This is a genomic window from Shewanella alkalitolerans, from assembly GCF_019457575.1.
GTDB lineage: Bacteria > Pseudomonadota > Gammaproteobacteria > Enterobacterales > Shewanellaceae > Shewanella > Shewanella loihica.
This window is the reverse complement of the sequence record NZ_CP080422.1, coordinates 214,148-238,239: the sequence shown is the minus strand read 5'-3', so window position 1 is coordinate 238,239 and position 24,092 is coordinate 214,148. Positions and strand designations below refer to the sequence as shown.

Genomic DNA, 24,092 nt, shown 5'->3' with positions numbered 1-24,092 from the left:
CACGCCGGGCGCTTGCTGCGCCTAGGCGAGCCTGGCTTTCCTCACCTTACGCCATCTTTGCGTCAGCACAGGCAAGAGTATGGTCGGCAACACGATCAGGGCGGCGCCCAGCCAGCCTAAAGGATCCAGCCACTCGTCGAACCAGAGCCAGCCAAACAGCACACAGAACAGCAAGCCACTGTATTCGGCAACGGCTATCTCGCCCGCCTGGGCCTTACGATAGGCCAGCACGCTAAAGAGCTGATAGGCGAGCAGGAAAATGTTGCTCAGCACTGCGATACCCAATACAGGCCAACTAAAGCCCGCAAATCCCTGCCAGGCGGCAAATCCTATCACCAAGGGCAGGCTCAAGAGGTTGTAACAGATGACCGTGACGCTGGCCGCCTCACTGCTGGGCAACCATCTCAGCATCAACTGATTGGCCGCAAAGACGATGGCCGACACCAATACCGCCAGCGCCGCCAGATTCATCTCGCTCGGCCTGAGTATGATAAGAATACCGATGAAACCTAGCACAGTCGCCAGAATCTGCTGACCACTGAGTCGCTCCTTGAGGAACAGCATGCCCATGACGATGATCATCAAGGGCGCTGAATAGAACAGCGAGCTGACCGTCGCCAGAGGCAGGGAGAGCAAGCCGAGGATCAGCAAGAGTCCACCGACCGCGCCGCTATTGGCCCGAATCATATGAAGCTTCAAGAAAGCGGTTCTCGGCCGACCGGCATACAACCAGAGCGGCAGCATCATCACGATCGCAGTCACCTGACGCAGCAGCAGAAACATGGTGGCATCGCTCTGCGCTGGCAGCCACTTGATCGACACATCGTAGAGGGCGCTAAACACATTCCCCAGCAGCAAGAGGCCGAGGCCTAACATCAGATTGCGCTGCATCACAGCCTCCATTATCAAGATTCATCTGGCTGCATGATAGCGAGCAAGATACTGTAGCTAAAATGATGATTTCTTATCATAGATGAATTAAATTCATCTATTGAGACTGGTATAGGAGACAGTAGATGAGAAAGATCCCCCCACTCAGGGCACTGCAGGTGTTCGAGGCCGCCGCCCGTTTGCAGCACTTCTCCCGGGCCGCGCAGGAGCTGTGCATTACCCAGAGTGCGGTATCTCATCAGGTTCGTCTGCTGGAGGAACACTTCGCCCTGCCCCTGTTCAGGCGCGAGGGCCGCAGCCTGAGACTCACCGACAAGGGCGAGCAGCTGTTTCAGGAGACGGCGAGGATCTTCAACGAGCTGGGAGAGCTAAACCTCAGGTTACTGGGCGAGAAGCCAGAGGCCCTGCGCCTGGCGGTCTACAGTTCCTTCGCGGTAAAATGGCTGATCCCCAGGCTCAGCGGCTTTCGCCGCCTACATCCAGGGATTCAGATACGCCTGGATATGATCACCGAAGACCCTGTGTTGTCCCACAGCAGCGCCGACATGTTTATCACGGGCCAGCAAGATCAGAAGGGCTACTGGCAACAGCTACTGCACGCCGAGCGGCTGATCCCCGTCTGCAGCCCAGAACTTATCAGCAGCGGTGACAAGCTGGATCTCGACTGGCTCAACGCCCAGCAGCTGCTCACCGTCGATGAGGGGCCACTGGGGCTGGACTGGCAGCGATGGTGTGAACATAACCAGCTACCAGGCCCCAAAGAACACCAGCAGCAGCTCTTCAGCCATGTGTTGATGGCGATCGAGGCAGCGATTGCCGGTCAGGGGGTAGCCTTGGCCTCAGACTTCATGGTGCTGGATGATATCGCCAAGCAGCGCCTGGTGGCCCTGCCCTTTGCCGGCATAGATACCGGCTTCGAGTTTAACTTCCTCTGCAAGCAGCGCCGCCTGCAGGAGCCCGCCATCGCCGCGTTCGTCCACTGGTTGACCCAGCAGCACTAGCGAGTCCTCCTTAATATTTATCCATAAAAAAAGCCGGCTGATGCCGGCTTTTTCACACATTCGATTAGAGCAGAAGACCTATCTTTTCGTAGACCTTCTTCAGGGTCACTTCGGCGCGGGCCTGAGCCTTCTCGGCACCTTCGTGCATCACCTGATTGAGGAAGCTCTGATCGGCTCTGTACTCCTTGAAGCGCTCCTGCAGCGGCTCAAGCATGCCGACAACCGCCTCACCGGCAGCCACTTTAAGATGACCGTACATCTTACCTTCGAACTCAGCTTCCAAACTCGCAATGCTCTGACCGGTAACACCCGACATCAGGCTCAGCAGGTTAGAGACGCCTGGCTTATTCTCGACATCGAAACGCACTACTGGCGGCTCGTCGCTGTCTGTCATCGCCTTCTTCAGCTTCTTCATGACCGCCTTAGGATCTTCCAGCAGGCCGATCACATTGTTGCGGTTGTCGTCAGACTTAGACATCTTCTTCAACGGATCCTGCAGCGACATCACCTTGGCACCCAGCTCAGGAATGAAAGGCTCGGGAATGGTGAAGGTCTCGCCATAGGCATTGTTGAAGCGTGTCGCGATATCACGAGTCAGTTCAAGATGTTGCTTCTGATCTTGACCCACAGGGATCTCGTTTGCTTGGTACAGCAGGATATCAGCCGCCATCAATACCGGATAGCCGAACAGGCCGACGTTGATGTTGTTGGCATGCTTCTGCGACTTGTCCTTAAACTGGGTCATGCGGCTCAGCTCACCCATCTGGGTGTAGCAGTTCAGCGCCCAACCCAGCTGAGTGTGCTGCGGTACCTGCGACTGGATGAAGACGGTACTCTTCTTAGGATCGACACCACAGGCCAGGTATAGGGCCAGGGTATCTAAGCAGGCGTCACGCAGCTTCTGCGGATCTTGGCGTACGGTAATGGCATGCAGATCGACCACACAATATAGGCAATCATGACTATCTTGCATCGCAACCCACTGACGTAGTGCACCCATGTAGTTACCAATGGTCAATTCACCTGACGGTTGGGCACCGCTAAGCACAATAGGTTTAGTCATAAAATTTATTGCTCCAATGCTATTTGGCTGTCTGTTATCTGCGCCAATACTTCGCTAAATGTGTTACAAACGGCCGTCGGGCCGCTGAGCCCAATATCTTCACCGTAGTTGTACCCGTAGGTCAAGCCGATCGAGGAAATACCCGCCGCTTTCGCCGCTAAAATATCGTTTCGGGAGTCACCCACCATCAAAAGCTGCTCATCTTCGAGCTGCCATGCCTGTTTGAGGTGAGTCAGCGGCAAGGGATCCGGCTTCATCTTCTCCAGCGAATCGCCCCCCAACACCTGATTGAACAGGTGAGCTATGCCAAAGGCCTCCAGCAGAGGCACGGTGAATCGGTAGGGCTTATTGGTGACAATCGCCAGTTGGTAACCCAGCGACACCAGCTGCTCGAGTACAGACTTAACGCCATCATAGAGGCGGCTGTGCTGCTGCAGATTTGCCTCGTAATGCTTGCTAAATAGAGGCATTGCGGCATCGATTTCGTCCTGTGTTGCCGCCTCACCTCGGGCAAAGGTCAGCGCACGCTCCACCAGCTTGGCGGCGCCATTGCCTACCCAACTACGCACCTGATCCTCGTCGCACAGGGGCAAGGCAAGCTCGGCGAGCATGCCTTGGGTGGCGGCGGCCAGATCCGGCACGCTGTCGATAAGCGTGCCGTCGAGATCGAAGGCGATCGCCTTAATTGATTGGGCTTTCATACTTAGGCATCGACCTTAGCCAGCTCGCTACGCATTTCGTCGATCACCGCCTTGTAGTCTGGCTTATTGAAAATCGCCGAACCGGCCACGAACATGTCGGCACCCGCCGCCGCGATTTCGGCGATATTGTCGACCTTAACGCCACCGTCGACTTCCAGACGAATATCGAAACCACTGGCATCGATACGCTCACGTACCTGACGCAGTTTATCCAGTGTCGACGGGATAAAGGATTGACCACCAAAACCTGGGTTAACCGACATCAGCAAAATCACGTCCAACTTATCCATCACATGATCCAGATAGTGCAGCGAGGTCGCCGGGTTAAATACCAGGCCAGCCTTACAGCCAGATTCCTTGATCAGCTGCAGGGTGCGATCGATATGCTCTGAGGCCTCTGGATGAAAGGTGATGATAGAGGCGCCGGCATCGACGAAATCAGGAATGATGCGATCCACGGGCTTCACCATGAGGTGCACGTCGATATCGGCGGTCACGCCATAATCACGCAGCGCCTTACACACCATAGGGCCTATGGTCAGGTTAGGCACATAATGGTTATCCATCACGTCAAAGTGAACCACATCGGCACCGGCCTTAAGCACGGCCTCGACATCTTCCCCGAGACGGGCAAAGTCGGCAGATAAGATAGAGGGAGCAATTAGAAATGGACGCATGATAAACTCACTAATCTGAATAAGAATTACGCTATTCTACCTTATAGCCAAGCCTAGCCTCTATAGGCGATGCCGGATTAAACGTGTTCTGGTTCAGAATTGAGTAAATTTCACTGGCGGCAAATCGCCTCACCGAAAAATTATGTTCAAAATATAAACGCCTTTGCTATAATGCTCTGATTAGGGGTTTCCATGTTCACAGGATGTAGAGATGAGAGATAAGGCCAAAGCTTCAGCCAAGATGAAATCGGCAACGGTATTTACCGTCACCGCCGCTGTTGTTGGCTTTACCGCCATTGGCGTTCAGAGTCTCAGTGAAGATGAGGCCAATCTGGCCTGCGTGTGCGATAGCAACACCAGCTACAACTCCTCACTCCCCGCCAGTCATCCAAACAACCGCTGCGCCCAGCAGGCAGATAATGTCAGTTGGAGTAATTGGTTAACGGGTCGAAGCCGCTCTAATCAATTGCACTTTGTCGATCTGCTCGAGCTGCTCCATGGTCATCAAGACAGCCCCATGGACGATGTGACTCCCACCAGCAAACAGCGCCTCTAGGCCCTCTCTTGCTGCAACTCTTTCTAAGCACCCTGGCCGCCTTCTTTGGCGTGCAGACAGAGCAAAACCGCGTTCGCGACTTTCAGTCTCGCTCGCCGGTGCCCTTTATAGTGATGGGGATTCTATTGGCCATCGCCCTGGTCGCTTCACTCATCTTTATCGTGAAACTTGTGTTGGCCTAGCACTCAATTAACCGCTTTTACTAAACCTTAGCTAATGCCTTAACTAATGCCTTAGCTTGGGCTTAATCGTTTTCGCTATGATAGCTGTCATCATACAGCGCCATCAGCTCATCGACCTTCTTACGACTGCTGCCGTTTTGGCTGATGTTCCGCTGCACCTGAATGGTGTCGAATCTGGCGCCATGATACAGCTCCCGCGTCAGGGGAATATCATGGTTACTGATGAGCACAGGGATGCCTCTGTCGATCGCCGTATGACGCGACTTGCGAGCCAGCAACGCCTGGTCGTCCAGGCTAAAGCCCGAGCCCACATAGGTGGTAAAGCTGGCCGTGGTTGACAGTGGTGCGTAAGGTGGGTCGCAATAGACCACATCACCTGGCTGAGTCAGATCGAAGGCCTCTTCGTAACCTATGCATTTAAACTCAGCCACCTGCGCCTTGTCGGCAAAGGCCTTGATCTCCTCTTCGGGGAAATAGGGCTTCTTGTATGACCCAAAGGGCACATTGAAGCCGCCCTTAGAGTTGTAACGACACAGACCGTTAAACCCATGGCGATTCATATAGAGAAAATAGACAGAGCGCAGGAAGGGATCTTGAGTCTGATTGAATTCACTGCGCACCTGATAATAGGCTTCTTTATCATTCTTAGCTTCGACAAACATCGCCTTGGCCTCGGTGATATATTTCTCAGGTGTGGATTGCACTATCTGATAGAGATTGATCAGATCCTGATTGATGTCGCACAAGAGATAGCGCTTGTATTGGGTATTAAGAAATACCGAGCCTGCGCCGACAAAGGGCTCCACCAATCTGTCGCCTTCGGGGAGGTGCTGGGTGAGCGCATCAACCAGTTTAAATTTTCCGCCGGCCCATTTTAAGAAGGCTCTCTGTTTTTTAATCATCTAAATCGATTGAGTGCACAATGAAAACAAGTTGTCGATTGTACTCTGTTTATTAATGAATTTCACGGCTCACAGCCCCTTGTTGCAGCTCATAACCGGATAAATCTACCCAGGCTCTCAACCATGGTGACGGTAACTGAGCCGTCTGGGCTAAATCGAGCGCTGCCTGCTCACCCGCCTGCCTGTCTGTGTATTGGCCATAGAGGAGCACCCAGTAGCTTTTATAGCGAGCTATCTGCACCTGATTAGCATCGGGCAGCTTGGCAATGGTGGCATCGAGGGACTCAAGACGTTTCACAGTCGCCAGCTGTAGCGTATAACCTGTCGGATGTGGCATTGACGCAGTCGATGCTCCCAGATTGCGAGATTCATTCGGCTCGCTCACAGGCTCAACGGCAAAGGTTTCCACTTGCTTATCAAGCGCCGTGGCATCGCTTAGTGCCTGACTCGGAAACGCCTGCTGCGTTTGTGCTTGAGAATCTTGCTGTGATGAAAACTCTTGTTCGGCTTGGTGCTCATCCTGATGGGCTAGCACTTCATCTTGAGAAGACGCTCCTTCTATCTCACTTTCTAGCTCATCTTCTGGCTGAGTCTTTGACTGCCTAGCTACTTCTGCGGCTTCGACCCTGACATCTGCAGACTCTTGAGCTCTCTCACTCAAGCGCCCACGTTGATCAAAATAGCCACTCAGCAGAATCTGCCCATAGCCTTGATTAAAAGCATCCGCCCGCACCGCCGCAACCGTCTGCACCTTAGGTTTGGCTATCGTCTCTTCTGGTTCTGTCCAAAACCAATAGAGACCTGCGAGCAGAAACGCCACGCAGGCTCCTATGGCCAAATAGACAGGCCATGGCCTTTTCTTATGAATGGCTGGCTCGCCATGCAATGCCAGATAGAGCAGATTCACCACTTCGGCCGGTGTTCCTTGCTGACGCTGAAGTTGATCTTTGACTATCTCCCGCGGCGTGAAAGGGGTCTCCTCGCTGCGATGCAGCAGGGTGTAATACAGCCCCTCACGTTCCGGCATGGTTAACGGCGAAATGGCAACGGGCAACAAAAGTGGACGCTGGGTATCGGGCAGCTGGGCCAAGATCTGGTTGAAGTAGTCTGCCGGGGCGGTCATTGTTAGCGAAAGCTTTCTGCCCGCTAAGCTCAATTGACTCAATACGATACATTCCGCCCACAGCTCTAGGGGCAGGTATTGGGCATCATCGAGCACGATATGGCTGTGTGAGGGTAAAGTGTTACCGAGGCGCAGCAGGGTTTCAGGCAGGGGGACTTCGTCGTCGAAAACCGGCTCGGTCAACAGCTGGACCAATATCTTACGACGGATCTCCGCACTATCGACATGCTGAGGACACACTACCAAGGCAGAACTGACATCATCTAAGGTTTCCACCAGCGCCGTGGTGAGTGTGGTCTTGCCGGCACCGGCGTCGCCCGTCAACACAGTCAACTGCTGTCCATAGAGCACCACGTGCTGCAGCCTATGTAGCAGAGACTCCTGACTGGGTAAGAGTATAGCGGTTTGAAACGTCACTTAATCACCACACAAACTAGGCGCGGCTAATGACCTCTTGCAGAAGGGACTCGGAAACCTCTCCATACACCTCTGCCTGGCCTATGGCCTTTGGCAGAACCAGTCTGAGTTTTCCATTCAGCACTTTCTTGTCACGCCGCATATGCTTGATGAACTGTTCGAAGTTCATCGCCTCTGGAGCCTGTGTTGGTAGGTCAAATGCCTCGAATATCGCTTCGATTCGACAAACAATTGACTCATCGACCAGCCCCATCTTAGATGCAGTTTGTGCAGCAAGTACTGTGCCAGCCGCCACGGCTTCGCCATGGAGCCAAACGCCATAGCCCATCTCGGCCTCAATGGCATGGCCAAAGGTATGCCCAAGATTCAACAGGGCGCGTACGCCTTGCTCCGTCTCATCTTGTGCCACGACGTCGGCCTTGATTTGACAGCATTTGGCGATGGCATAGGTAAGTGCTGTCTCGTCCAGAGACTTCAGCGCCTCGACGTTCTGCTCTAACCAACTGAAAAATGAGCCATCCCAGATGATGCCATACTTAATCACCTCGGCCATGCCAGCGGCAAATTCTCGGGCCGGTAAGGTATGCAGGCATGCCGTGTCTATCGCCACCATCTTAGGCTGATAGAAGGCGCCTATCATATTTTTACCCATGGGATGGTTGACGGCAGTCTTGCCCCCCACGGAGGAATCGACCTGTGATAACAGGGTCGTTGGGATCTGAATGAAATCTACGCCGCGTTGATAACAGGCGGCGGCAAAGCCTGTCATGTCGCCGATAACACCACCACCCAGAGCAATCAATACGGAATCACGCCCCATGTTCTGCGCCAGCAGTGAGGTAAAAATCGCATCCATCTGCGACAGTGTCTTGTATTGTTCGCCATCGGGTAGGATGACAGGATCGGCACATTGGTAGGAAGCCAATAGCGCCTGTACCTTAGCGAGATACAGAGGCGCTATTGTGTCATTAGTCACGATAAGAATTTTTTTGCCTTGAAGATAGCTTGAGAAGTGTTCGCTATTTTCGAGGAGATTCTGGCCAATAAAGATAGGGTAACTGCGTACGCCAAGTTCAACCTGAATCTGTTCCATTCTACCGCCTAATGTTTAGAAGCCTAATTGGTCAATAATTTGATTTGCAACAACTTTTGCGCTTTGCTCGTCAGTTTTGACTATGACATCGGCAATCTCTTCGTACAGTGGATTACGGATCTCAGCAAGCTTTTCTAACACTTCTCTTGGGTCGTCAACCTGAAGTAGTGGACGACGCTTGTCGCGCTGGGTACGCGCAACCTGCTTATCGATAGTGGTTTCCAGATAGACCACGATGCCACGGGCAGACAAGTTGTTACGAATATCTTTACTCTGAATGGAGCCGCCGCCAGTCGCTAAAACAATGCCTTGTTTTTCGGTTAAATCGGCAACAACTTGTGTTTCGCGACGACGAAAACCTTCTTCGCCCTCAACGTCAAATACCCACGCGATATCAGCACCGGTACGGTTTTCAATCTCTTGATCTGAATCGTGGAACTCTAAATGAAGCATCTGCGCCAGATGACGGCCTATAGTGCTTTTGCCAGCCCCCATAGGACCTACTAGGAAAATATTACGTTTTTCAGCCATTGCTTTACGTCTGAATCTTATATGGAAAGTTTGCCTACGCCAGCCAAAAAATCAGGCCGACCTTAAATGTTACCTTGCTCTAATGAGACTTGACCACGGATTATCTCAGCTATCTCCCCCCAAAGGCAAGTAGGGTGAGTAAATTCTGTGAAATTATACTCAGGCACAAAAAAAGCCAGCGTTCATACGCTGGCTTTATCGGATAGGTGCTTAGAACTAGAGTTGCTCGGAGATGATCTTAGGTGTCACGAAGATCAACAGCTCTTGGCGCTCATTCTTGTCGGTAGTGTTTCTAAAGAGGTAACCCAAGAAAGGAATATCCCCCAGTACAGGTACCTTACTGACACGATTGATCAATTGTTGCTGGTAGATGCCACCGAGCACAATCGTCTCACCGTGATCGACTAACACCTGAGTACCGATACGCTGAGTATCGATAGAAACCGCCTGACCAAGTGGTGTGTCGACTGTCTTACCCTGAGAGTCCTGGGTGATCTCGAGATCTAAGATCACGCGATTATCAGGTGTGATCTGTGGCGTCACGCGCAGCGACAATACCGCCTTCTTAAACTGTACCGTTGCCGCACCACTGGAAGCCGATTCGACATAAGGGATCTCAACACCCTGCTCGATATAGGCCGCCTTCTGGTTCGAAGTGGTAATACGTGGGCTAGCGATGATCTCACCCTTGCTCTCTTGCTCCAGTGCACTCAGCTCTAGATCTAACAGGGTGCCGTCAGCCAACTTAGCCACATGGAAGGCGATACTGGTTGGATTAGCCACCGCGGCCGGCAGGTTAACATTCAATCTATCACCGATATCGGGCACTACGCCATTGGCGATATCGTTTGCACCTTCCAAGCTACCCGAAGTTCCCTTACTACCCTGCTGATCTGTGATCCCCCATTTGATACCGAGATCTTCAGACACGTCATCCTTCACGGTAACCATACGTGATTCGATCAATACCTGACGAATCGGGATATCCAGCACCTCCACCAAGCGGTGAATGTTTTCCAGACTCTCTTCGGTATCCTTCACCAACAGGGTATTGGTTCTGTCGTCTACAGCCACTGTGCCTCGAGCCGACAACAGAGACGCATCGTCGCCTTTAAGCAGCTCGGCAATATCTGTCGCCTTGGCATAGTTGATCTGCAGATACTCAGAATAGAGCGGAGCAAGCTCTTTCACTTCCTGTTGGTTCTTCAGCTCTTGGCTCTCGCGAATTGCGATCTCTTCGGCTGGCGCCACCATCAAGATGTTGCCTTCGATGCGCTTATCCAGCCCCTTAGTCTGCAGAATCAGATCTAAGGCTTGGTCCCATGGCACATCGTCGAGTCTCAGGGTGATATCCCCTTCAACCGTATCGCTGGTCACTAGGTTGAAATTATTATAATCGGCGATGATCTGGAGCACGGTACGTACCGAGATGCTCTGGAAGTTAAGAGAAAGCGAACGGCCTTCATACTTCTTCTCTTCTTTAACAACAGCAGCACGCTCAGCCTTGTGCACATTGAGTCTGAACAGATTGCCTTCCTGCTTGTAGTTGTACTCGTATTGACCCGAGACATCCACCAATACGCGCGCCGTCAACTCATCCTTAAAGGTCTCGAAACTCTTCACTGGCGTCGCAAAGTCTTTAACATCCATGACATAGAGAAGATCTGTGCCTATATCTGTGTTGTAAAGCTTAAGTTCTAGCTTGGCACCCACCTGCTCCACATTCGCGGCCACCGACGAATTATTAAGTTTGACCAACAACTCACCGCCGCCATCACTGGTGCGGTGGAAATCGATGTTTTTGATACCGTTAACAAAAGGATTTGCGGCGACGTCACTGCGACTGGCAACCTCATCGTTAATGGTCAGGCGATAGGTGTTACCCATCACCTTGCCTTGATAGGCCTTTACCTTAGCCAGATCCACCAGCACCTTAAGCTGTTCACTTTCCTGCAGTGTGGACATGGACTTAACACCGACATTGTTGATTGGTAGGACATCTTTTTCCAGCCCAGACAAACTATCGTCGAATCCAAGGATGATCTGCGCAGGGGAAGCATTGAGATTAATCTCAGGCTCCTTAACGGCCTCCTCGAATACCAGTTGTAACTCTAACTGATGATCGACAATCGAGTGGTATTTGACATCAATCAGACGGTTCGCAGCTGAAGAATACGGCGCCACACCCAATAATAAAGCTAAGCCAAAGGCCACTTTAAACAGGGGCGACTTTTTTAATAAAACGCTTTTCGCGGCAGAAGATTCCATTATTCCCTCATCCTTCGCTTTGTTATTCACCAGTCAGTTCCATGTTGCTCATTCTTTCAGCCCAGCAACCTGTCCCATCTGGAATTAATTCAACTATTTCGACCATTTGCTGTGTAACTTTAGCAATTCGCCCGTGATACAAACCTACGTATTCGCCCACACCTAGACGATATACGCTGCCATCATTAGTCTCGATTAAGGCCCAAATATTCTTATCTTCGCTCAAGGTACCGCGCATCTTTAAATTGTCCAGCGCATAGGTTTCTAGACGGCCCTTGCGGCGTTGCAGATCTGGCTGTAGACAATCTTTGGTCGTATCGACCACCTCTTCGGTTAATTCTCTCGAAGGCGGTACGAAGGGGCTGCGCATCAACTCTGCCTGATAGGCAAAATGTTCAAACTTGGGGGGCTCCTTCAAGGGAGGAACACGCGCAACATGTTGAGCCTTAGTGGTCGTCACAAATAACTCAAGATCGCTGCGATCCCCCATACAACCTGCTAGCATCAAGCCCACGAATAGCAAAGGTAGCTTCTTCATTTCTTCGCCCCCTTCGCAGCATTATCTTTCGGAATCTGGGCTCCCTCTTTGAAACGATAGGTCTTGGCCAAGATCTCCATGGCGAGTTCACCACTGTCACTGCGCTTGATCACGAAGTCATGTAGGCTCACGATACGCGGCAGTTTAGCCACGCCACTGACCAGATGGCCCATCTCATGATAATTTCCCGTTACCGACATGCTGATAGGGAACTCGATATAGAAATCGCGCTGTATCTCTTCTTGCCACTCCAGGCTCTGAATCCCCAGACCCGAGTCGGTCGCGACGAAAGTTAAATCATCGAGCAGGCCAGGCATCTCATTCTGCGACGGCAACATTTTTAGCAGCTCGGCAAACTGAACTTCCATGACTGCCAGCTGCTCGCGATACAACTTAAGATTAGCCGCCAATTGATATTTCGCTTTAAAATCATCTCGCAAGGTGATCTCTTTGTCTTGCTCACGCTTAAGCACATCTACGGCATCAGAGACAAACAGGAAATATCCGGCGACGAAAATAATGATGGCCAGGAAAGACGCGAATACCACCTTAACCCGGGTCGGCCAGCCGCCAATGTTCTCAAAATCGATATCATTGAATTCACTCAGATCGAGTTTCATTTGCTCGCTCCTTGTGTCGCTTTGGCATTATCTGCATCTTCTTCACCGATAGAGACTCTTAAACTGAAACGCTGCAGCTGACGCATCTCATCATTCTGCGAGACGATCGACTGCATGTTGGGATCGTGTAACCACATTGAGGCCTTGATCTTACGCATCATGTTGGCGACGTTGTTGTTAGACTCACTACGCCCCTGGATCCACAACAAGCTGCCCTTCTTTTCGATGCTGGAAAGATATATTCCCGGCGGTACGACACGCACCAACTCATCCAATACATGGGTGGGTAAGTTTCTTGCCTGTTGCAGGTTTAATATTATCTCGGTACGACGCTCGATATCTTTCTTACGCTCGCGAATCTTTTTAATTTCGGCAATTTGTTTTTCTAACAGCTGAATTTCACCCTGCAGATAGGCATTTCTTCCTCTCTGCTCCTCGGTCATCATATCGAGCACCGTTAAGGCTAAATAAACGACTAATGCCGCGCCGATAAATACAGCAGCTAATATGCCCAGATAATCGCGTTTTTGTTTTTCTCTTGCTTCTTCGCGCCAGGGCAATAAGTTTATGTTCGCCATTGAGAGTAACTCCTCAGCGCTAATCCACACGCGACCATGTATTTATTAATATTGGGCTGTAATTGTGTCTTCACTTGCTCGTCCGCATGCAAGCAACCCAAGAAAGGGTCGGCAATGATGGTATGAACGCCGAGTTCATTCGTGAGCAGATTAGCCATGCCTTCCAGTTTTGAGGTGCCACCACACAAGACGATATGATCCACCTTATCTTTACCACTCGAAGTACAGTAGATCTGCAAGGTTCGCTTGATCTGTTGCAGAAGTTGCGTCTGGAAGGGCGAGAGTACCTCGAACATATAGTTGCGTGGCAAATCACCTTCGAGCTTGGCCTTCTCCGCCTGCTCGTGCGACATGCCGTAGAAAGATAAGATGGACTGAGTAAACTGCTCACCACCAAAGGCCTGTTCGCGGATAAAGGTCGTCTCGCCCTTCTCCACCACGGCAAAGGTAGTCATGTTCGCGCCGATATCGACCAAGGCGACCACCTTATCTTCGGCACCATCGGGCAGCTGAGCGGCAACCAACTCGAACGAGCGTCCCAGCGCATATCCTTCAACATCAATCACTTTGGCTTCGAGATTGATATCGTCCAGGCTATCGACCCTGGCATCGACATTCTCGGTGCGACAGGCACTTAGCAGCACATCCACCTTAGAGGGATCGGCACTGTTAACGTTGAGGGTTTCAAAATCTATGCTAACTTCATCGAGTGAATAGGGAATAAGGTTGTCGGCCTCGATCTCGATCTGTGTCTCCATCTCCTCTTCACTGAGTGAAGCATCCATGAAGATCACCTTGGTCATCACAGCCGATCCCGAAACTGCAGCCGCCGCATATTTTACGCTCTTAGGCAAAGATCGTTTGATCAATCTTAAGGACTCCAAAACCGCGTCTGAATCTCTTATTTCATGATCATTAACGGCGCCTTTTTTAACGGGCACCGCGGCGTGACTCAATATTTTATAACCATCAGCAGTCTTACTCAGCAGTATTGCTTTTATCTCGTGGGAACCTATATCGATCCCGACCATCTGCGGAGCCTGACGCTTCCATAAATTTGAAAGCATAGTCCATCGTCACTTTTGTTATAGTTTCAGGGGTTAGATTAGCACAAAATCAACTCGTTATAGATATTTGTACAAAATGTTTGTAACTTTTACAATTGCCATTTTTTTGACAACCATTTTTGCTTCACCAATAGCTGCTCGCCTTATATACTATTGTGCCTGCTAAATTTATTGGAATTATCTGGTGAAGTGGTTTAAACGAATTACCATCGCTCTCTTCAGCCTAGCCCTTTTGGGAATAGGTGCTATTGCTGCGGCTTATTTTTATGTGCTGCCGGATCTCCCCGATGTTACCACTCTTAAAACCGTAAAATTGCAAACTCCATTACGAATTTACAGCGCTGATGGCAAATTAATTTCACAATTTGGCGAAAAACGCCGCATTCCAGTCGAATATGAGCAGGTACCGCAACAATTGATTAATGCGGTGCTCGACACAGAAGACGCCCGCTTCTTCGAACATAAGGGGATCGACCCCATCGGCATCATACGTGCCGCAGTGATTCTGGCTACCACAGGTAAGAAGAGCCAAGGGGCGAGTACCATCACCCAGCAGGTTGCCCGCGGCTTCTTCCTCTCCAGAGAGAAAACCTACATTCGTAAGATCAAAGAGATCTTCCTGGCCCTGAAAATTGAGCAAGCCCTGAGTAAGAAAGAGATCTTAACCCTCTATCTCAACCGCTCCTTCCTGGGTAACCGTGCCTACGGTGTAGGCGCCGCCGCCCAGGTCTACTACGGCAAGGAACTCGAAGAGCTTACCCTGCCAGAGATGGCCATGATTGCAGGTCTGCCACAGGCACCTTCTGCCGCCAACCCTATACGCAATCCAGCCCGCGCGATGAATCGTCGCAACTGGGTACTCAGCCGTATGCTGGAGAAAGAGAACATTACCCAGGACGAGTATCAGGAAGCAATAAGAGCCCCTATTACAGCCAAGTACCATGGCGCCGAGGTAGAGCTCTATGCGCCTTACATCTCAGAGATGGCACGCGACTATCTGGTCGAAAAACTCGGTGAAGAGGAAGCCTATACCGGCGGTTACAACGTCTATACCACTGTCGACTCTCGCCTGCAGATGCTGGCCCAGGAGGCGCTGCGCAATAACGTCTACGCATATGACGAGCGCCACGGCTATCGCGGCGCGACTAAGGTGTTATGGGACGCAGAAGGCACGGCCAAGCTAGATGAGACCCAAATCGTCACACAGCTGAAGCAAACCCAGGGCTTCCAAGGACTCGAGCCCGCCGTAGTGCTCGAGGTTGCCGAGCAGAGCGTCAAGGTCATCAATGCGAAGGGCGAAACCCTCACTCTGGAGTGGGAAGGGCTTAAGTGGGCACGCAAGTTCATCAGCAACAAGCGTCAGGGCAAGGCGCCTAAGATGGCTGGCGAGATCCTCAAGGCAGGCGAGCAGGTCTGGATCCGCAACAACGGCAACATCTGGCAGCTATCGCAAATTCCTGAGGTGGCCAGCGCCATCGTCTCGCTGGATCCTAAGGACGGTGCCATCAGGACCCTAGTGGGCGGCTACAGCTTCCACACTAGCCAATACAACCGTGTCACCCAGGCCAAGCGTCAACTGGGCTCCAACATCAAGCCCTTCATCTATACAGGTGCGCTGGAGAAAGGCTATACCCTGGCTACGCTGATCAACAACGCGCCGATCAACAATGCCGACATACGTCAGGGCACAGCATGGCGACCTAAGAACTCGCCCGACAAGTATACTGGGCCGACACGCCTGAGAGTCGGTCTGGCACAGTCTATTAACGTCATGTCGGTACGCGCCATGCGCTATACCGGGCTAGAAAGTGCTATCGACACCCTGGTCAAGTTCGGTTTCGACCGCGACGATCTGCCGCAAAACGAGTCCCTGGCGCTGGGCTCACCTTCGGTGACGCCGCTGCAGGTGGTCACCGCCTTCTCGGTATTTGCAAATGGCGGCTACCGGGTCGAGCCTTACTTTATCGACCATATCGACAATGCCTACGAGCAGACGGTAGAAGAAGCTAGCCCTACGCTAGCCTGCACACCTGAGTTAGCCGAGCCACAGACGCTGCCAACGGACGATCCTTTTGCAGCTATGGCGCAGGAACTGCCTAATCAGGAAGTGGCAAATCAAGAGGAAGAAGGCCTAGAAGCCGCGAGCCAGGAGGCTAACGCCGAAGATCCTAGCTGTCCGAGCACGGCTCGCCACGCACCACAGATCATCAGTAAACAGACGGCCTTCCTGATCACCGAAGCCCTGAAGAGCGTAATCTGGGGCGGCGGCGATTGGAGCAAGGGCACAGGCTGGAACGGCACCGCCTGGCGAGCCGCCCGTGTGGTGAACCGCCACGATATCGCGGGTAAGACAGGTACCACCAACGAATCGAAAGATACCTGGTTCAGTGGCTTCACACCAACGCTGGCAACTACCGTATGGGTCGGCTTCGACGATCACAGCATCGAACTGGGCCGCACCGCCTGGAACACCAACGGCGCGAAAGATCAGATCTCGGGTGCCGAGGCCGGTGCCAAGACCGCCGGCCCAGGCTGGAACGAGTTTATGAAAAACGCCCTCCAAGGCACGCCTGAGCTACCTTCTCCTCCACCGGAAGGGATAGTCTCGGCCCGTATCGACCTGGCCACTGGCAAGTTGAGCCGTAAGACAGACTACACCACCAAGTTTGAGTATTTCATTCAGGGGACTGAGCCTAAGGAGTTTGCCACCGAGGCGCAGACTCAGGAAGATATCTTTATCGACGATTCGGTAGAAGATCTGTTCCAATAGCCTTCAGATGGGCTGGTGTCACTCACCACCAGCCCAGTCAATTCCACTGACCTTTCGCCATTTTCCAGTGAATTCATAGCGCCAATTTTTTGGTGCGAATAAAACTTTAGATGTAAAAAAACCTGCGACTGCAGGTTTTTTAATCGATTGATTAGACAGAATTTATCTAAACTAGCCCTTGGCGGCCAACGCAGCCTTCACCTGAGTGAGTGAGGTACCACCCAAAGCCTCACGTTTAGCTAGACATGAGTCTATCGTCAGACATTGATATACATCTTCCTGGATGACACTGGCGAACACCTGCAGGCTAGCCAACTCGAACTCTTCGATAGGCTTCTTCTGGGCGATCGCCTCGACCACGACCTCACCCACCACATGATGCGCCTCTCTAAACGGCATGCCTTTGGCTACCAGATAGTCTGCCAGCTCGGTTGCATTGGCATAACCCTGCTGGGCCGCCAACAGGGTATTCTCTCTGTTGACCTTTAAGCCAGACAGCACCAGAGCCGCCATCTCCAGGCAGATAGACCAGCTGTCCATCACGTCAAACAGGCCCTCTTTGTCTTCCTGCATATCCTTGTTGTAGGCCAGAGGCAGAGCCTTCATGGTGGTCAGAATGCCCATCAAGCTGCCATAGACACGACCCGTCTTACCACGGATAAGCTCAAGCGCATCTGGGTTTTTCTTCTGCGGCATCAGCGATGAACCCGAGGTAACCTGATCGTCCAATTCGATAAAGCCCGCCTCACCGCTGTTGAAGAAGATCAAATCTTCGGCCATGCGGCTCAGGTGCATCATGCTGATGGCGGCGTCTGTGCATAACTCGATAACATGATCCCTGTCAGACACAGAATCCAGGCTATTAAGAGTTGGCGAGGCGAATCCCAATGACTTAGCCAGCACGTATCTGTCCATTGGGTAGGCAGTACCGGCCAGCGCGCCCGTGCCCAGCGGACAGGTATCCAGACGCTGCAGACAGTCTTGCAGACGGCTGATATCACGCTCAAACATCTCCACATAGGCCAGACACCAGTGACCGAAGGCCACAGGCTGCGCCCGCTGTAGGTGAGTATAGCCCGGCATGACAGCGTCCAGCTCACGCTCAGCAAGTGACAGCAAGGCTGCCTTTAACTGTGCCAGCAGTTCGAGCAGGGCCTGACCCTCCTTCTTGCACCAGAGCTTAAGATCGGTCGCCACCTGATCGTTGCGCGAGCGGCCTGTATGCAACTTCTTACCCAGGTCACCGACCTTGGCGATCAAGGCTTGCTCGACGAAACTATGAATGTCTTCGGCGCCGGAGGCCAAGATGGTCTCTGGCTGATCCTTCACCTCGGCCAGCAGTTCCTGCAATGCCTGCTTGAGCGACTGACACTCTTCCTGGGTGAGAATGCCCACTCCTGTGATGGCATCGGCCCAGGCAATGGAACCAACAATATCTTCTTCCACCAGCCGATAATCGACCGGCAGGGAATCGTTGAAAAGTTTAAACAGTGCGCTGCTCTCTTGGCTAAATCTTCCGCCCCATAACGCCATCTCACTATCCTCTTAAATCAGCTCTTAATTCAGCTCGTAAATCTGCTCTTAAAATAAAGGAGCGTTCGCCGCCCCTTTATTAGCTAGTCGACTCTACTTAACGTTTAGCGCCCGGATACGGCTCGCCAATGAATAGAGACGAATGAAGCCTTCCGCATCTTTCTGGTTATAGACTTCGTCTTCACCAAAGGTAGCAAACTCCTCGGAGTACAGGCTATTAGGAGAACGTTTCTTCACCGCCTGTGCCTGGCCCTTATAGAGCTTCAGCACCACTTCACCGTTCAGCAGGTTTGCCAGTGGCTGAGAGGCGCCCAGCAGCGATTCACACAATGGGGTAAACCAACGACCGTCATACACCAGATGCGCCATCTTGGCACCTACCTGCTCACGCCATTCGCGGCTGGTCTTGTCCAGTACCAGCTCTTCGATCGCTCTGAGCGCGGCGAACATTAGCGTGCCACCAGGAGTTTCGTAGCAGCCACGAGACTTCATGCCCACCAGACGGTTTTCGGTGATATCGATACGGCCCACGCCATGTGCGCCGGCAATCTCATTGAGGGCCATCAGGGCACCATAAGGCGTGTATGACTGGCCATTCACCTTAGTAATACGACCCGCTTCCATCTCAACCGACACATACTCAGGCTCATCGGGCGCGTCTTCCGGCGCAACCGTCATTGTCCATACTTCTTTGCTTGGCTCGTTCCACGGATCTTCCAGCTCACCACCTTCATGGGAGATGTGCCAGGCGTTGGCGTCACGGCTATAGATCTTGGTTGCCGAGGCGGTCGTCTTGATGTTGCGCTCTGCCAGATAGTCCAGCAGATCTTCACGGCTCACCATGCTCCATTCACGCCAAGGGGCGATCACGGTCAGATCCGGTGCCAGGGCGGCGAAACAGCCCTCAAAACGCACCTGATCGTTACCCTTACCGGTACAACCGTGACATACGGCGTCGGCGCCCACTTTACGTGCCACTTCCACCTGAGCCTTGGCGATGATAGGTCTGGCCATAGAGGTGCCCAGCAGGTAGGTGCCTTCGTAGATGGCACCTGTCGCTATGGTGGGATAGATATAATCGGCCACCAGCTCCTCTTTCAGATCCACGATATAGCACTCAGACGCACCCGAGGCGATCGCCTTCTCATGCAGCCCTTCAAGCTCGACCTCGCCCTGACCCACGTCGGCGCAGAAGGCAACGATCTCACAGTTATCATAGGTCTCTTTCAGCCAAGGAATGATCGCCGATGTATCCAGACCACCCGAGTAGGCCAGTACCACTTTTTTCACCGATGCTTTGTTGTTTTCGATAGACATTTCGTTTTCCTAAATACTCAATTCGTTGGCCCAATCACCATTGGGAAGATTCGTTAACTCAGTAGGGTCACTAACACGGCATTTTGCGCATGCATGCGGTTCTCTGCCTGTTGCAAGATCAGTGAGCCGGCCCCATCGACCACCTCGGCAGCCACCTCAACACCACGATAGGCGGGTAGGCAGTGCATAAAGAATTTGGCTCCCGCCTTGTTCATCATGTCGGTATCTACATGATAAGGCGCAAACTTGGCTTTGATCTCATCTAGACTGGCCTTGTCTCCCATGGAGATCCAAGTATCAGTATAGATGGCATCATGGCCGGCGATCGCCTCGACATCTGAGCTCAATACCAACTCACCACCGTGGGCCTCGGCAATGGCTTGTGCCTCGAGCACCACTTTGCCGTCGGGGAAGTGGCCCTGCGGGCAGATCACCGTCATCTTGGCACCCAACAGCGCCGCGCCATACATGAGCGAGTGGGTCACGTTGTTACCATCGCCAACATAGGCCAGCTTTACCTTGCTGACATCATCGAACTGCTCAGCCAGGGTCAGAAAATCTGCCAGCCCCTGACAGGGGTGATACATGTCCGACAGCGCGTTGATCACAGGCACAGTGCCATGCTCGGCGAGCTGCTCTATGGTCGAATGGGCGAAGGTTCTCGCCACTATGGCATCGGCCCAACAAGAGATGTTGGCGGCAAAGTCGGATACCGGCTCACGCTTGCCCAGGGCACCATTTTGCTGATCCAGGTAGAGACAATGACCACCTAACTTATTGATACCGATATCGAAGCTTACGCGGGTTCGCAGCGATGGCTTCTCGAATAACATCACCACACTCTTACCGTCGAGTGCCTTGCGATAGTCTTCTGGGTTGGCCTTGATCGTCTTCGCCAAGGCGAGTAAGTCGATCAGCTGCTGCTGGGTAAGCTCTTTTATCGATAGTAGGTGATTCATATATCTACTCCTAGATGAATACTCTTCTCATGTTCCGTTTAATTAATGTGGCATAACCTGTGTGCCGATAGACTCGCCCTTCTCCAGCGCGCTCAACTGCTCGGCGTCGCGCCATGAGGCGACCTGTACCGGTTGTCCCATCCACTGGGCAACCTCTAGTGCCGCCTCGACCTTGACCTTCATCCCCTTCTCGATGACGCCTAACTTGGTCAGTTCATCGGCGTGGGCCTTATCCAGGGTCTTGATCAGCTGTCCCTTACCGTCGAGCACACCGCTCACGTCGGACAACAGCACCAACTGGCCTTCCACCAGCTTGGCGATCACGGTCGCCGCCTGATCGGCGTTGACGTTCAGCAAGTTGCCCGCATCATCTACGGCAATCGAGCTGACAATCGGCATCCAGCCCTGGGCCAACAGGAAGTTCAGATAAGTCGGGTCATTGGGCGACACTTCACCCACAAAACCGAGCAGCTCATCTTTGATGCTGCCATTGACTATGGCGCCATCGCACAGGCTCATGCCCACACTTGTGATACCCGCCTTGATGGCACTGGCCTGCAAGATCTTGTTAGAGGTACCCGCCAGCGCGCCCACCACAATGGGCACCTGCTCTTCGGGGGTGACACGCAAACCATCCAGCTTGACCGTCTCCATGCCATTGGCCTTGAGCTGCTCGTCTACCAGGCAACCGCCGCCATGAACCAAGATGACAGATTGGCCCGACTTGATGATGTTGGCCGCGCTTGCCATCAGGCGCGCCAGCCCCATCTCACACTGCATTAGGGCGCCACCCACTTTAAGCACTAAGGTTTTCTTATTTGCCGACATAGCTACTTCTCTCTCACAGGTGACAATATTAATAATTAAAATGAATCTTTATGCATTGATGCGCCTGACTGGCCGCACCTTTCATCAGGTTGTCGATAGCGCTCGCCACCACCAGATAGCCATTGAGGGGATCGTACTTCCATCCCAGCAGGCAGTTAGGGGTATGCACCACGTCGTCAACCTTAGGAAATTGATTATGGTACACATTCACCAGAGGTGCCGACTCATACACCTCATAGGCTTTGGCAATATCGGCTTCGCTCACGCCGGGCTTCATCTGCACGGTAATGGTAGCCAGAATGCCACGCTTAAAGTTGCCCAGATGAGGAGTGAAGATCACCTGCTGCCCCAGCTGAGTCGCGATCTCGGGTTGATGTCTATGGCCCAGGACACCGTAGGGCGTCAGGCTCACCTCGCAGAAGCTGGTGTGCAGCTGCGCCTTTCTGCCGGCACCTGTTACGCCACTGACGGCATTGATCACCGGCAGGCTGTCTGTCATCAGATCTTTCAGGGGTTTCAGTGCCGTCAGTGAGGCCGTGGGATAACACCCTGGCACGGCAATCATCTTGCTGGCGGCAATCGCCTCGGCGTTCCACTCCGCCAGACCATAGACGGCCTCGGCCAACACCTCTGGGTAGATATGCTCGAAACCGTACCATTTGGGATACTGTTCGCTATCAGAAAAACGGTAGGCGCCGGAAAGGTCGAACACCGCCAGACCCGCCTGATAGAACCAGGCCGCCAGGTGCAGGCTCACACCATGGTCGGTCGCCAACACCACGGCATCGGCCTCATCGACTATGGTCTGCTTGGCCTGCTCTGTTAGCGGTGCCAGGCTGAGATCGATATGGCTGTATACCGGATACAGGCTAGCCAGAGTTTTGCCCTTATCAAGACTGTTTTCAGAAACATAGAGGCCTTGAATCTTAAGCTGATCATCGGCCTTGATCAGTGAAGTAACCTGAGCACCTGTGTAACCACTGGCGCCAATTATCGCTATGCTTTTCATACTTTATGACTTCTATAATGTGTTAACGGTAAAAAAAGAGAGGGGCACTGCTTAAGCCCTGGTATAGATACCAATATGACAAGATTATCGTCGCAGGAAGTGATTACAGCTAACCTTATATGCAAAAAGTAAGAAGAAATTGTTCATTTTTTATCTCTAAGTTAAGCCTTTAATAATGGCGCTCGTTTTAGCTGTTTGATAGACTAACACAACAAACTAATTATGCAATAATATTGAATAGATATTTTTAAATTAAATTGGTGAATTGAGTCAAATGATGAAAACCTTTCCCGATATCAAGCAATCTTTCCGCGAGCTGATCGCCATGCCGTCCATCAGCGCCCTCGAAGCCGAACTCGACATGAGCAACCAAGGTGTGGTGACCCTGCTGAGCCAGTGGCTCACCGATCTGGGCTTCGACTGCCAGATGCAGGCCGTCCCCGACACCCGTGGTAAACACAACCTGTTGGCAAAGATCGGCCAGGGACGCGGTGGACTGCTGCTGGCGGGACATACGGATACGGTTCCTTTCGACGAGGGACGCTGGAGTCAGGATCCCTTTACCCTGACCGAGAAGGATGACCGCTGGTACGGACTAGGCAGCTGCGATATGAAGGGTTTCTTCGCCCTGGTCATAGAGGCGGTGCGCCAGATGCCGACCCAAGATTTCGTGCGGCCGCTCTACATACTCGCCAGCGCCGATGAAGAAACCACGATGAATGGCGCCAAGGCCTTCGCCCAATCTAAGGCCATCGCACCAGAGTATGCACTCATAGGCGAGCCCACTGGTCTAAAGCCTGTCTACATGCATAAGGGACACTTGGCCCAGGGCATCCGCATCACGGGGCGCAGCGGTCACTCTTCGGATCCGGCCAAGGGACTCAACGCCATAGAGATCATGCATCAGGTGATCGGCCAGCTCCTCAAGCTGAGACAACACCTGGCGGAGCACTACCGCGAAGAGGCCTTCAGCGTGCCCTATCCCACCATGAACTTTGGCCATATTCACGGCGGCGACGCCGCCAACCGCATCTGCGGCTGCTGCGATCTGCACCTGGATATCCGCCCCCTGCCCGGCCTGCCGTTAGAGGTCTTGGAGCAACTACTGACCCAATATCTGGCCGAACTGAGTCACCGCTATCCTGGCGCCATCAGCATAAGCCAGCTCTATCCCGGCTCCCAGCCCTTCGCGGGACAGGCAGACGCCCAATGGTCACAGCTGGTCGCCCAGCTGTCGAATCAGGCCCCCGAGGTAGTCAACTATGCCACCGAGGCCCCCTATATTCAGCAGCTGGGCTGTCAAACCTTGGTCTGGGGACCTGGCAGCATAGAGCAGGCACATCAACCAGATGAGTACCTGGACACTGCCTACATCAACAAAACCGTCGACCTGCTAAAACAGTTGATTTACCACGCCTGCATAAAGGCGCCATAAAAAATTCATGCAAGGTGATATAGAACACATAAG

The 24,092-nt window shown here is 52.6% G+C and carries 23 protein-coding genes; 5 read left to right on the top strand and 18 right to left on the bottom strand.

All coding sequences use genetic code 11. The annotated features are described in order from the left end of the window. Window positions 1–21: 21 nt before the first annotated feature. Window positions 22–891: a DMT family transporter gene (locus tag K0J45_RS01175; protein ID WP_220043914.1), complete on the bottom strand. Its 870-nt coding sequence runs from the start codon at window positions 889–891 to the stop codon at window positions 22–24. A gap of 125 nt (window positions 892–1,016) precedes the next feature. Here K0J45_RS01175 and K0J45_RS01170 point away from each other — a divergent pair, with 125 nt between their 5' ends. After that, window positions 1,017–1,892: a LysR substrate-binding domain-containing protein gene (locus K0J45_RS01170; RefSeq protein ID WP_220043913.1), complete on the top strand. Its 876-nt coding sequence runs from the start codon at window positions 1,017–1,019 to the stop codon at window positions 1,890–1,892. Between the two features lie 64 nt (window positions 1,893–1,956). Here the strand turns inward: K0J45_RS01170 and trpS are convergent, their stop codons facing one another. The 3 genes from trpS to rpe are packed head-to-tail and all read right to left on the bottom strand — an operon-like array spanning window position 1,957 to window position 4,333. Then, a complete protein-coding gene (trpS, locus tag K0J45_RS01165) occupies window positions 1,957–2,955 on the bottom strand; it encodes a tryptophan--tRNA ligase (RefSeq protein WP_011864028.1) in 999 nt (332 codons plus the stop codon). 5 nt (window positions 2,956–2,960) lie between these two features. Continuing rightward, window positions 2,961–3,656 carry a phosphoglycolate phosphatase gene (locus tag K0J45_RS01160; RefSeq protein WP_220043912.1) on the bottom strand — a complete coding sequence of 232 codons (696 nt, stop codon included), beginning with the start codon at window positions 3,654–3,656 and terminating at the stop codon, window positions 2,961–2,963. 2 nt (window positions 3,657–3,658) lie between these two features. Then, window positions 3,659–4,333, bottom strand: coding sequence for a ribulose-phosphate 3-epimerase (rpe, locus tag K0J45_RS01155; RefSeq protein ID WP_220043911.1), 675 nt, complete (start codon window positions 4,331–4,333; stop codon window positions 3,659–3,661). Window positions 4,334–4,544: 211 nt separating this feature from the next. Between rpe and K0J45_RS01150 the strand changes: the two genes are divergently transcribed. Then, window positions 4,545–4,889 carry a hypothetical protein gene (locus K0J45_RS01150; protein WP_220043910.1) on the top strand — a complete coding sequence of 115 codons (345 nt, stop codon included), beginning with the start codon at window positions 4,545–4,547 and terminating at the stop codon, window positions 4,887–4,889. 8 nt (window positions 4,890–4,897) lie between these two features. Beyond that, window positions 4,898–5,071, top strand: a complete 174-nt coding sequence (locus tag K0J45_RS01145; RefSeq protein WP_011864024.1) for a DUF2970 domain-containing protein — start codon at window positions 4,898–4,900, stop codon at window positions 5,069–5,071. Window positions 5,072–5,133: 62 nt separating this feature from the next. Here the strand turns inward: K0J45_RS01145 and K0J45_RS01140 are convergent, their stop codons facing one another. The 9 genes from K0J45_RS01140 to K0J45_RS01100 all read right to left on the bottom strand — a co-directional run bounded on the left by K0J45_RS01140 (window position 5,134) and on the right by K0J45_RS01100 (window position 14,208). After that, on the bottom strand, window positions 5,134–5,973 hold the full coding sequence (locus K0J45_RS01140; RefSeq protein ID WP_220043909.1) for a Dam family site-specific DNA-(adenine-N6)-methyltransferase: 840 nt from the start codon (window positions 5,971–5,973) through the stop codon (window positions 5,134–5,136). Window positions 5,974–6,025: 52 nt separating this feature from the next. Continuing rightward, window positions 6,026–7,513, bottom strand: coding sequence for an AAA family ATPase (locus K0J45_RS01135; RefSeq protein WP_220043908.1), 1,488 nt, complete (start codon window positions 7,511–7,513; stop codon window positions 6,026–6,028). A gap of 16 nt (window positions 7,514–7,529) precedes the next feature. Beyond that, on the bottom strand, window positions 7,530–8,606 hold the full coding sequence (aroB, locus tag K0J45_RS01130; RefSeq protein WP_220043907.1) for a 3-dehydroquinate synthase: 1,077 nt from the start codon (window positions 8,604–8,606) through the stop codon (window positions 7,530–7,532). 15 nt (window positions 8,607–8,621) lie between these two features. Next, window positions 8,622–9,137 (bottom strand): shikimate kinase AroK, encoded by a 516-nt coding sequence (gene aroK, locus K0J45_RS01125; protein ID WP_144203903.1) that lies wholly within the window; start codon window positions 9,135–9,137, stop codon window positions 8,622–8,624. 216 nt (window positions 9,138–9,353) lie between these two features. After that, window positions 9,354–11,405, bottom strand: a complete 2,052-nt coding sequence (locus tag K0J45_RS01120; protein ID WP_220045185.1) for a type IV pilus secretin PilQ — start codon at window positions 11,403–11,405, stop codon at window positions 9,354–9,356. 22 nt (window positions 11,406–11,427) lie between these two features. Next, window positions 11,428–11,943 (bottom strand): pilus assembly protein PilP, encoded by a 516-nt coding sequence (locus K0J45_RS01115; RefSeq protein WP_220043906.1) that lies wholly within the window; start codon window positions 11,941–11,943, stop codon window positions 11,428–11,430. Beyond that, window positions 11,940–12,563 carry a type IV pilus inner membrane component PilO gene (locus tag K0J45_RS01110; protein WP_220043905.1) on the bottom strand — a complete coding sequence of 208 codons (624 nt, stop codon included), beginning with the start codon at window positions 12,561–12,563 and terminating at the stop codon, window positions 11,940–11,942. Before K0J45_RS01110 ends, K0J45_RS01115 begins: the two co-directional genes overlap by 4 nt. Next, complete coding sequence (locus K0J45_RS01105; RefSeq protein WP_011864016.1) at window positions 12,560–13,141, bottom strand: PilN domain-containing protein; 582 nt, start codon at window positions 13,139–13,141, stop codon at window positions 12,560–12,562. The genes K0J45_RS01110 and K0J45_RS01105 overlap by 4 nt, the downstream gene beginning before the upstream one ends. Next, window positions 13,129–14,208, bottom strand: a complete 1,080-nt coding sequence (locus K0J45_RS01100; RefSeq protein ID WP_220043904.1) for a pilus assembly protein PilM — start codon at window positions 14,206–14,208, stop codon at window positions 13,129–13,131. The genes K0J45_RS01105 and K0J45_RS01100 overlap by 13 nt, the downstream gene beginning before the upstream one ends. Window positions 14,209–14,392: 184 nt before the next feature. On the opposite strand from K0J45_RS01100, the gene K0J45_RS01095 reads away from it, so the two are divergent. Continuing rightward, a complete protein-coding gene (locus K0J45_RS01095) occupies window positions 14,393–16,978 on the top strand; it encodes a penicillin-binding protein 1A (protein WP_220043903.1) in 2,586 nt (861 codons plus the stop codon). A gap of 171 nt (window positions 16,979–17,149) precedes the next feature. Here the strand turns inward: K0J45_RS01095 and argH are convergent, their stop codons facing one another. The 5 genes from argH to argC form a co-directional block, all read right to left on the bottom strand. Next, the gene (argH, locus tag K0J45_RS01090) at window positions 17,150–18,511 is read right to left on the bottom strand and encodes an argininosuccinate lyase (protein WP_220043902.1); all 1,362 of its coding nucleotides are present in this window, start codon (window positions 18,509–18,511) and stop codon (window positions 17,150–17,152) included. 93 nt (window positions 18,512–18,604) lie between these two features. After that, window positions 18,605–19,828 (bottom strand): argininosuccinate synthase, encoded by a 1,224-nt coding sequence (locus K0J45_RS01085; RefSeq protein ID WP_220043901.1) that lies wholly within the window; start codon window positions 19,826–19,828, stop codon window positions 18,605–18,607. Window positions 19,829–19,881: 53 nt separating this feature from the next. Further along, complete coding sequence (locus tag K0J45_RS01080; protein WP_011864011.1) at window positions 19,882–20,787, bottom strand: ornithine carbamoyltransferase; 906 nt, start codon at window positions 20,785–20,787, stop codon at window positions 19,882–19,884. 42 nt (window positions 20,788–20,829) lie between these two features. Beyond that, window positions 20,830–21,615, bottom strand: coding sequence for an acetylglutamate kinase (gene argB / locus K0J45_RS01075; RefSeq protein ID WP_220043900.1), 786 nt, complete (start codon window positions 21,613–21,615; stop codon window positions 20,830–20,832). Window positions 21,616–21,643: 28 nt separating this feature from the next. After that, a complete protein-coding gene (gene argC, locus K0J45_RS01070) occupies window positions 21,644–22,624 on the bottom strand; it encodes an N-acetyl-gamma-glutamyl-phosphate reductase (RefSeq protein ID WP_220043899.1) in 981 nt (326 codons plus the stop codon). Between the two features lie 277 nt (window positions 22,625–22,901). On the opposite strand from argC, the gene argE reads away from it, so the two are divergent. Beyond that, on the top strand, window positions 22,902–24,059 hold the full coding sequence (gene argE / locus K0J45_RS01065) for an acetylornithine deacetylase (RefSeq protein WP_220045184.1): 1,158 nt from the start codon (window positions 22,902–22,904) through the stop codon (window positions 24,057–24,059). Window positions 24,060–24,092: the final 33 nt, after the last annotated feature.

Bases quoted from the DNA above. Each gene is read 5' to 3' on its own strand.
- K0J45_RS01175 (WP_220043914.1), bottom strand. From the start codon at position 891: ATGCAGCGCAATCTGATGTTAGGCCTCGGCCTCTTGCTGCTGGGGAAT.
- K0J45_RS01170 (WP_220043913.1), top strand. From the start codon at position 1,017: ATGAGAAAGATCCCCCCACTCAGGGCACTGCAGGTGTTCGAGGCCGCC.
- trpS (WP_011864028.1), bottom strand. From the start codon at position 2,955: ATGACTAAACCTATTGTGCTTAGCGGTGCCCAACCGTCAGGTGAATTG.
- K0J45_RS01160 (WP_220043912.1), bottom strand. From the start codon at position 3,656: ATGAAAGCCCAATCAATTAAGGCGATCGCCTTCGATCTCGACGGCACG.
- rpe (WP_220043911.1), bottom strand. From the start codon at position 4,333: ATGCGTCCATTTCTAATTGCTCCCTCTATCTTATCTGCCGACTTTGCC.
- K0J45_RS01150 (WP_220043910.1), top strand. From the start codon at position 4,545: ATGAGAGATAAGGCCAAAGCTTCAGCCAAGATGAAATCGGCAACGGTA.
- K0J45_RS01140 (WP_220043909.1), bottom strand. From the start codon at position 5,973: ATGATTAAAAAACAGAGAGCCTTCTTAAAATGGGCCGGCGGAAAATTT.
- aroB (WP_220043907.1), bottom strand. From the start codon at position 8,606: ATGGAACAGATTCAGGTTGAACTTGGCGTACGCAGTTACCCTATCTTT.
- aroK (WP_144203903.1), bottom strand. From the start codon at position 9,137: ATGGCTGAAAAACGTAATATTTTCCTAGTAGGTCCTATGGGGGCTGGC.
- K0J45_RS01120 (WP_220045185.1), bottom strand. From the start codon at position 11,405: ATGGAATCTTCTGCCGCGAAAAGCGTTTTATTAAAAAAGTCGCCCCTG.
- K0J45_RS01115 (WP_220043906.1), bottom strand. From the start codon at position 11,943: ATGAAGAAGCTACCTTTGCTATTCGTGGGCTTGATGCTAGCAGGTTGT.
- K0J45_RS01110 (WP_220043905.1), bottom strand. From the start codon at position 12,563: ATGAAACTCGATCTGAGTGAATTCAATGATATCGATTTTGAGAACATT.
- K0J45_RS01105 (WP_011864016.1), bottom strand. From the start codon at position 13,141: ATGGCGAACATAAACTTATTGCCCTGGCGCGAAGAAGCAAGAGAAAAA.
- K0J45_RS01100 (WP_220043904.1), bottom strand. From the start codon at position 14,208: ATGCTTTCAAATTTATGGAAGCGTCAGGCTCCGCAGATGGTCGGGATC.
- argH (WP_220043902.1), bottom strand. From the start codon at position 18,511: ATGGCGTTATGGGGCGGAAGATTTAGCCAAGAGAGCAGCGCACTGTTT.
- K0J45_RS01085 (WP_220043901.1), bottom strand. From the start codon at position 19,828: ATGTCTATCGAAAACAACAAAGCATCGGTGAAAAAAGTGGTACTGGCC.
- K0J45_RS01080 (WP_011864011.1), bottom strand. From the start codon at position 20,787: ATGAATCACCTACTATCGATAAAAGAGCTTACCCAGCAGCAGCTGATC.
- argB (WP_220043900.1), bottom strand. From the start codon at position 21,615: ATGTCGGCAAATAAGAAAACCTTAGTGCTTAAAGTGGGTGGCGCCCTA.
- argC (WP_220043899.1), bottom strand. From the start codon at position 22,624: ATGAAAAGCATAGCGATAATTGGCGCCAGTGGTTACACAGGTGCTCAG.
- argE (WP_220045184.1), top strand. From the start codon at position 22,902: ATGAAAACCTTTCCCGATATCAAGCAATCTTTCCGCGAGCTGATCGCC.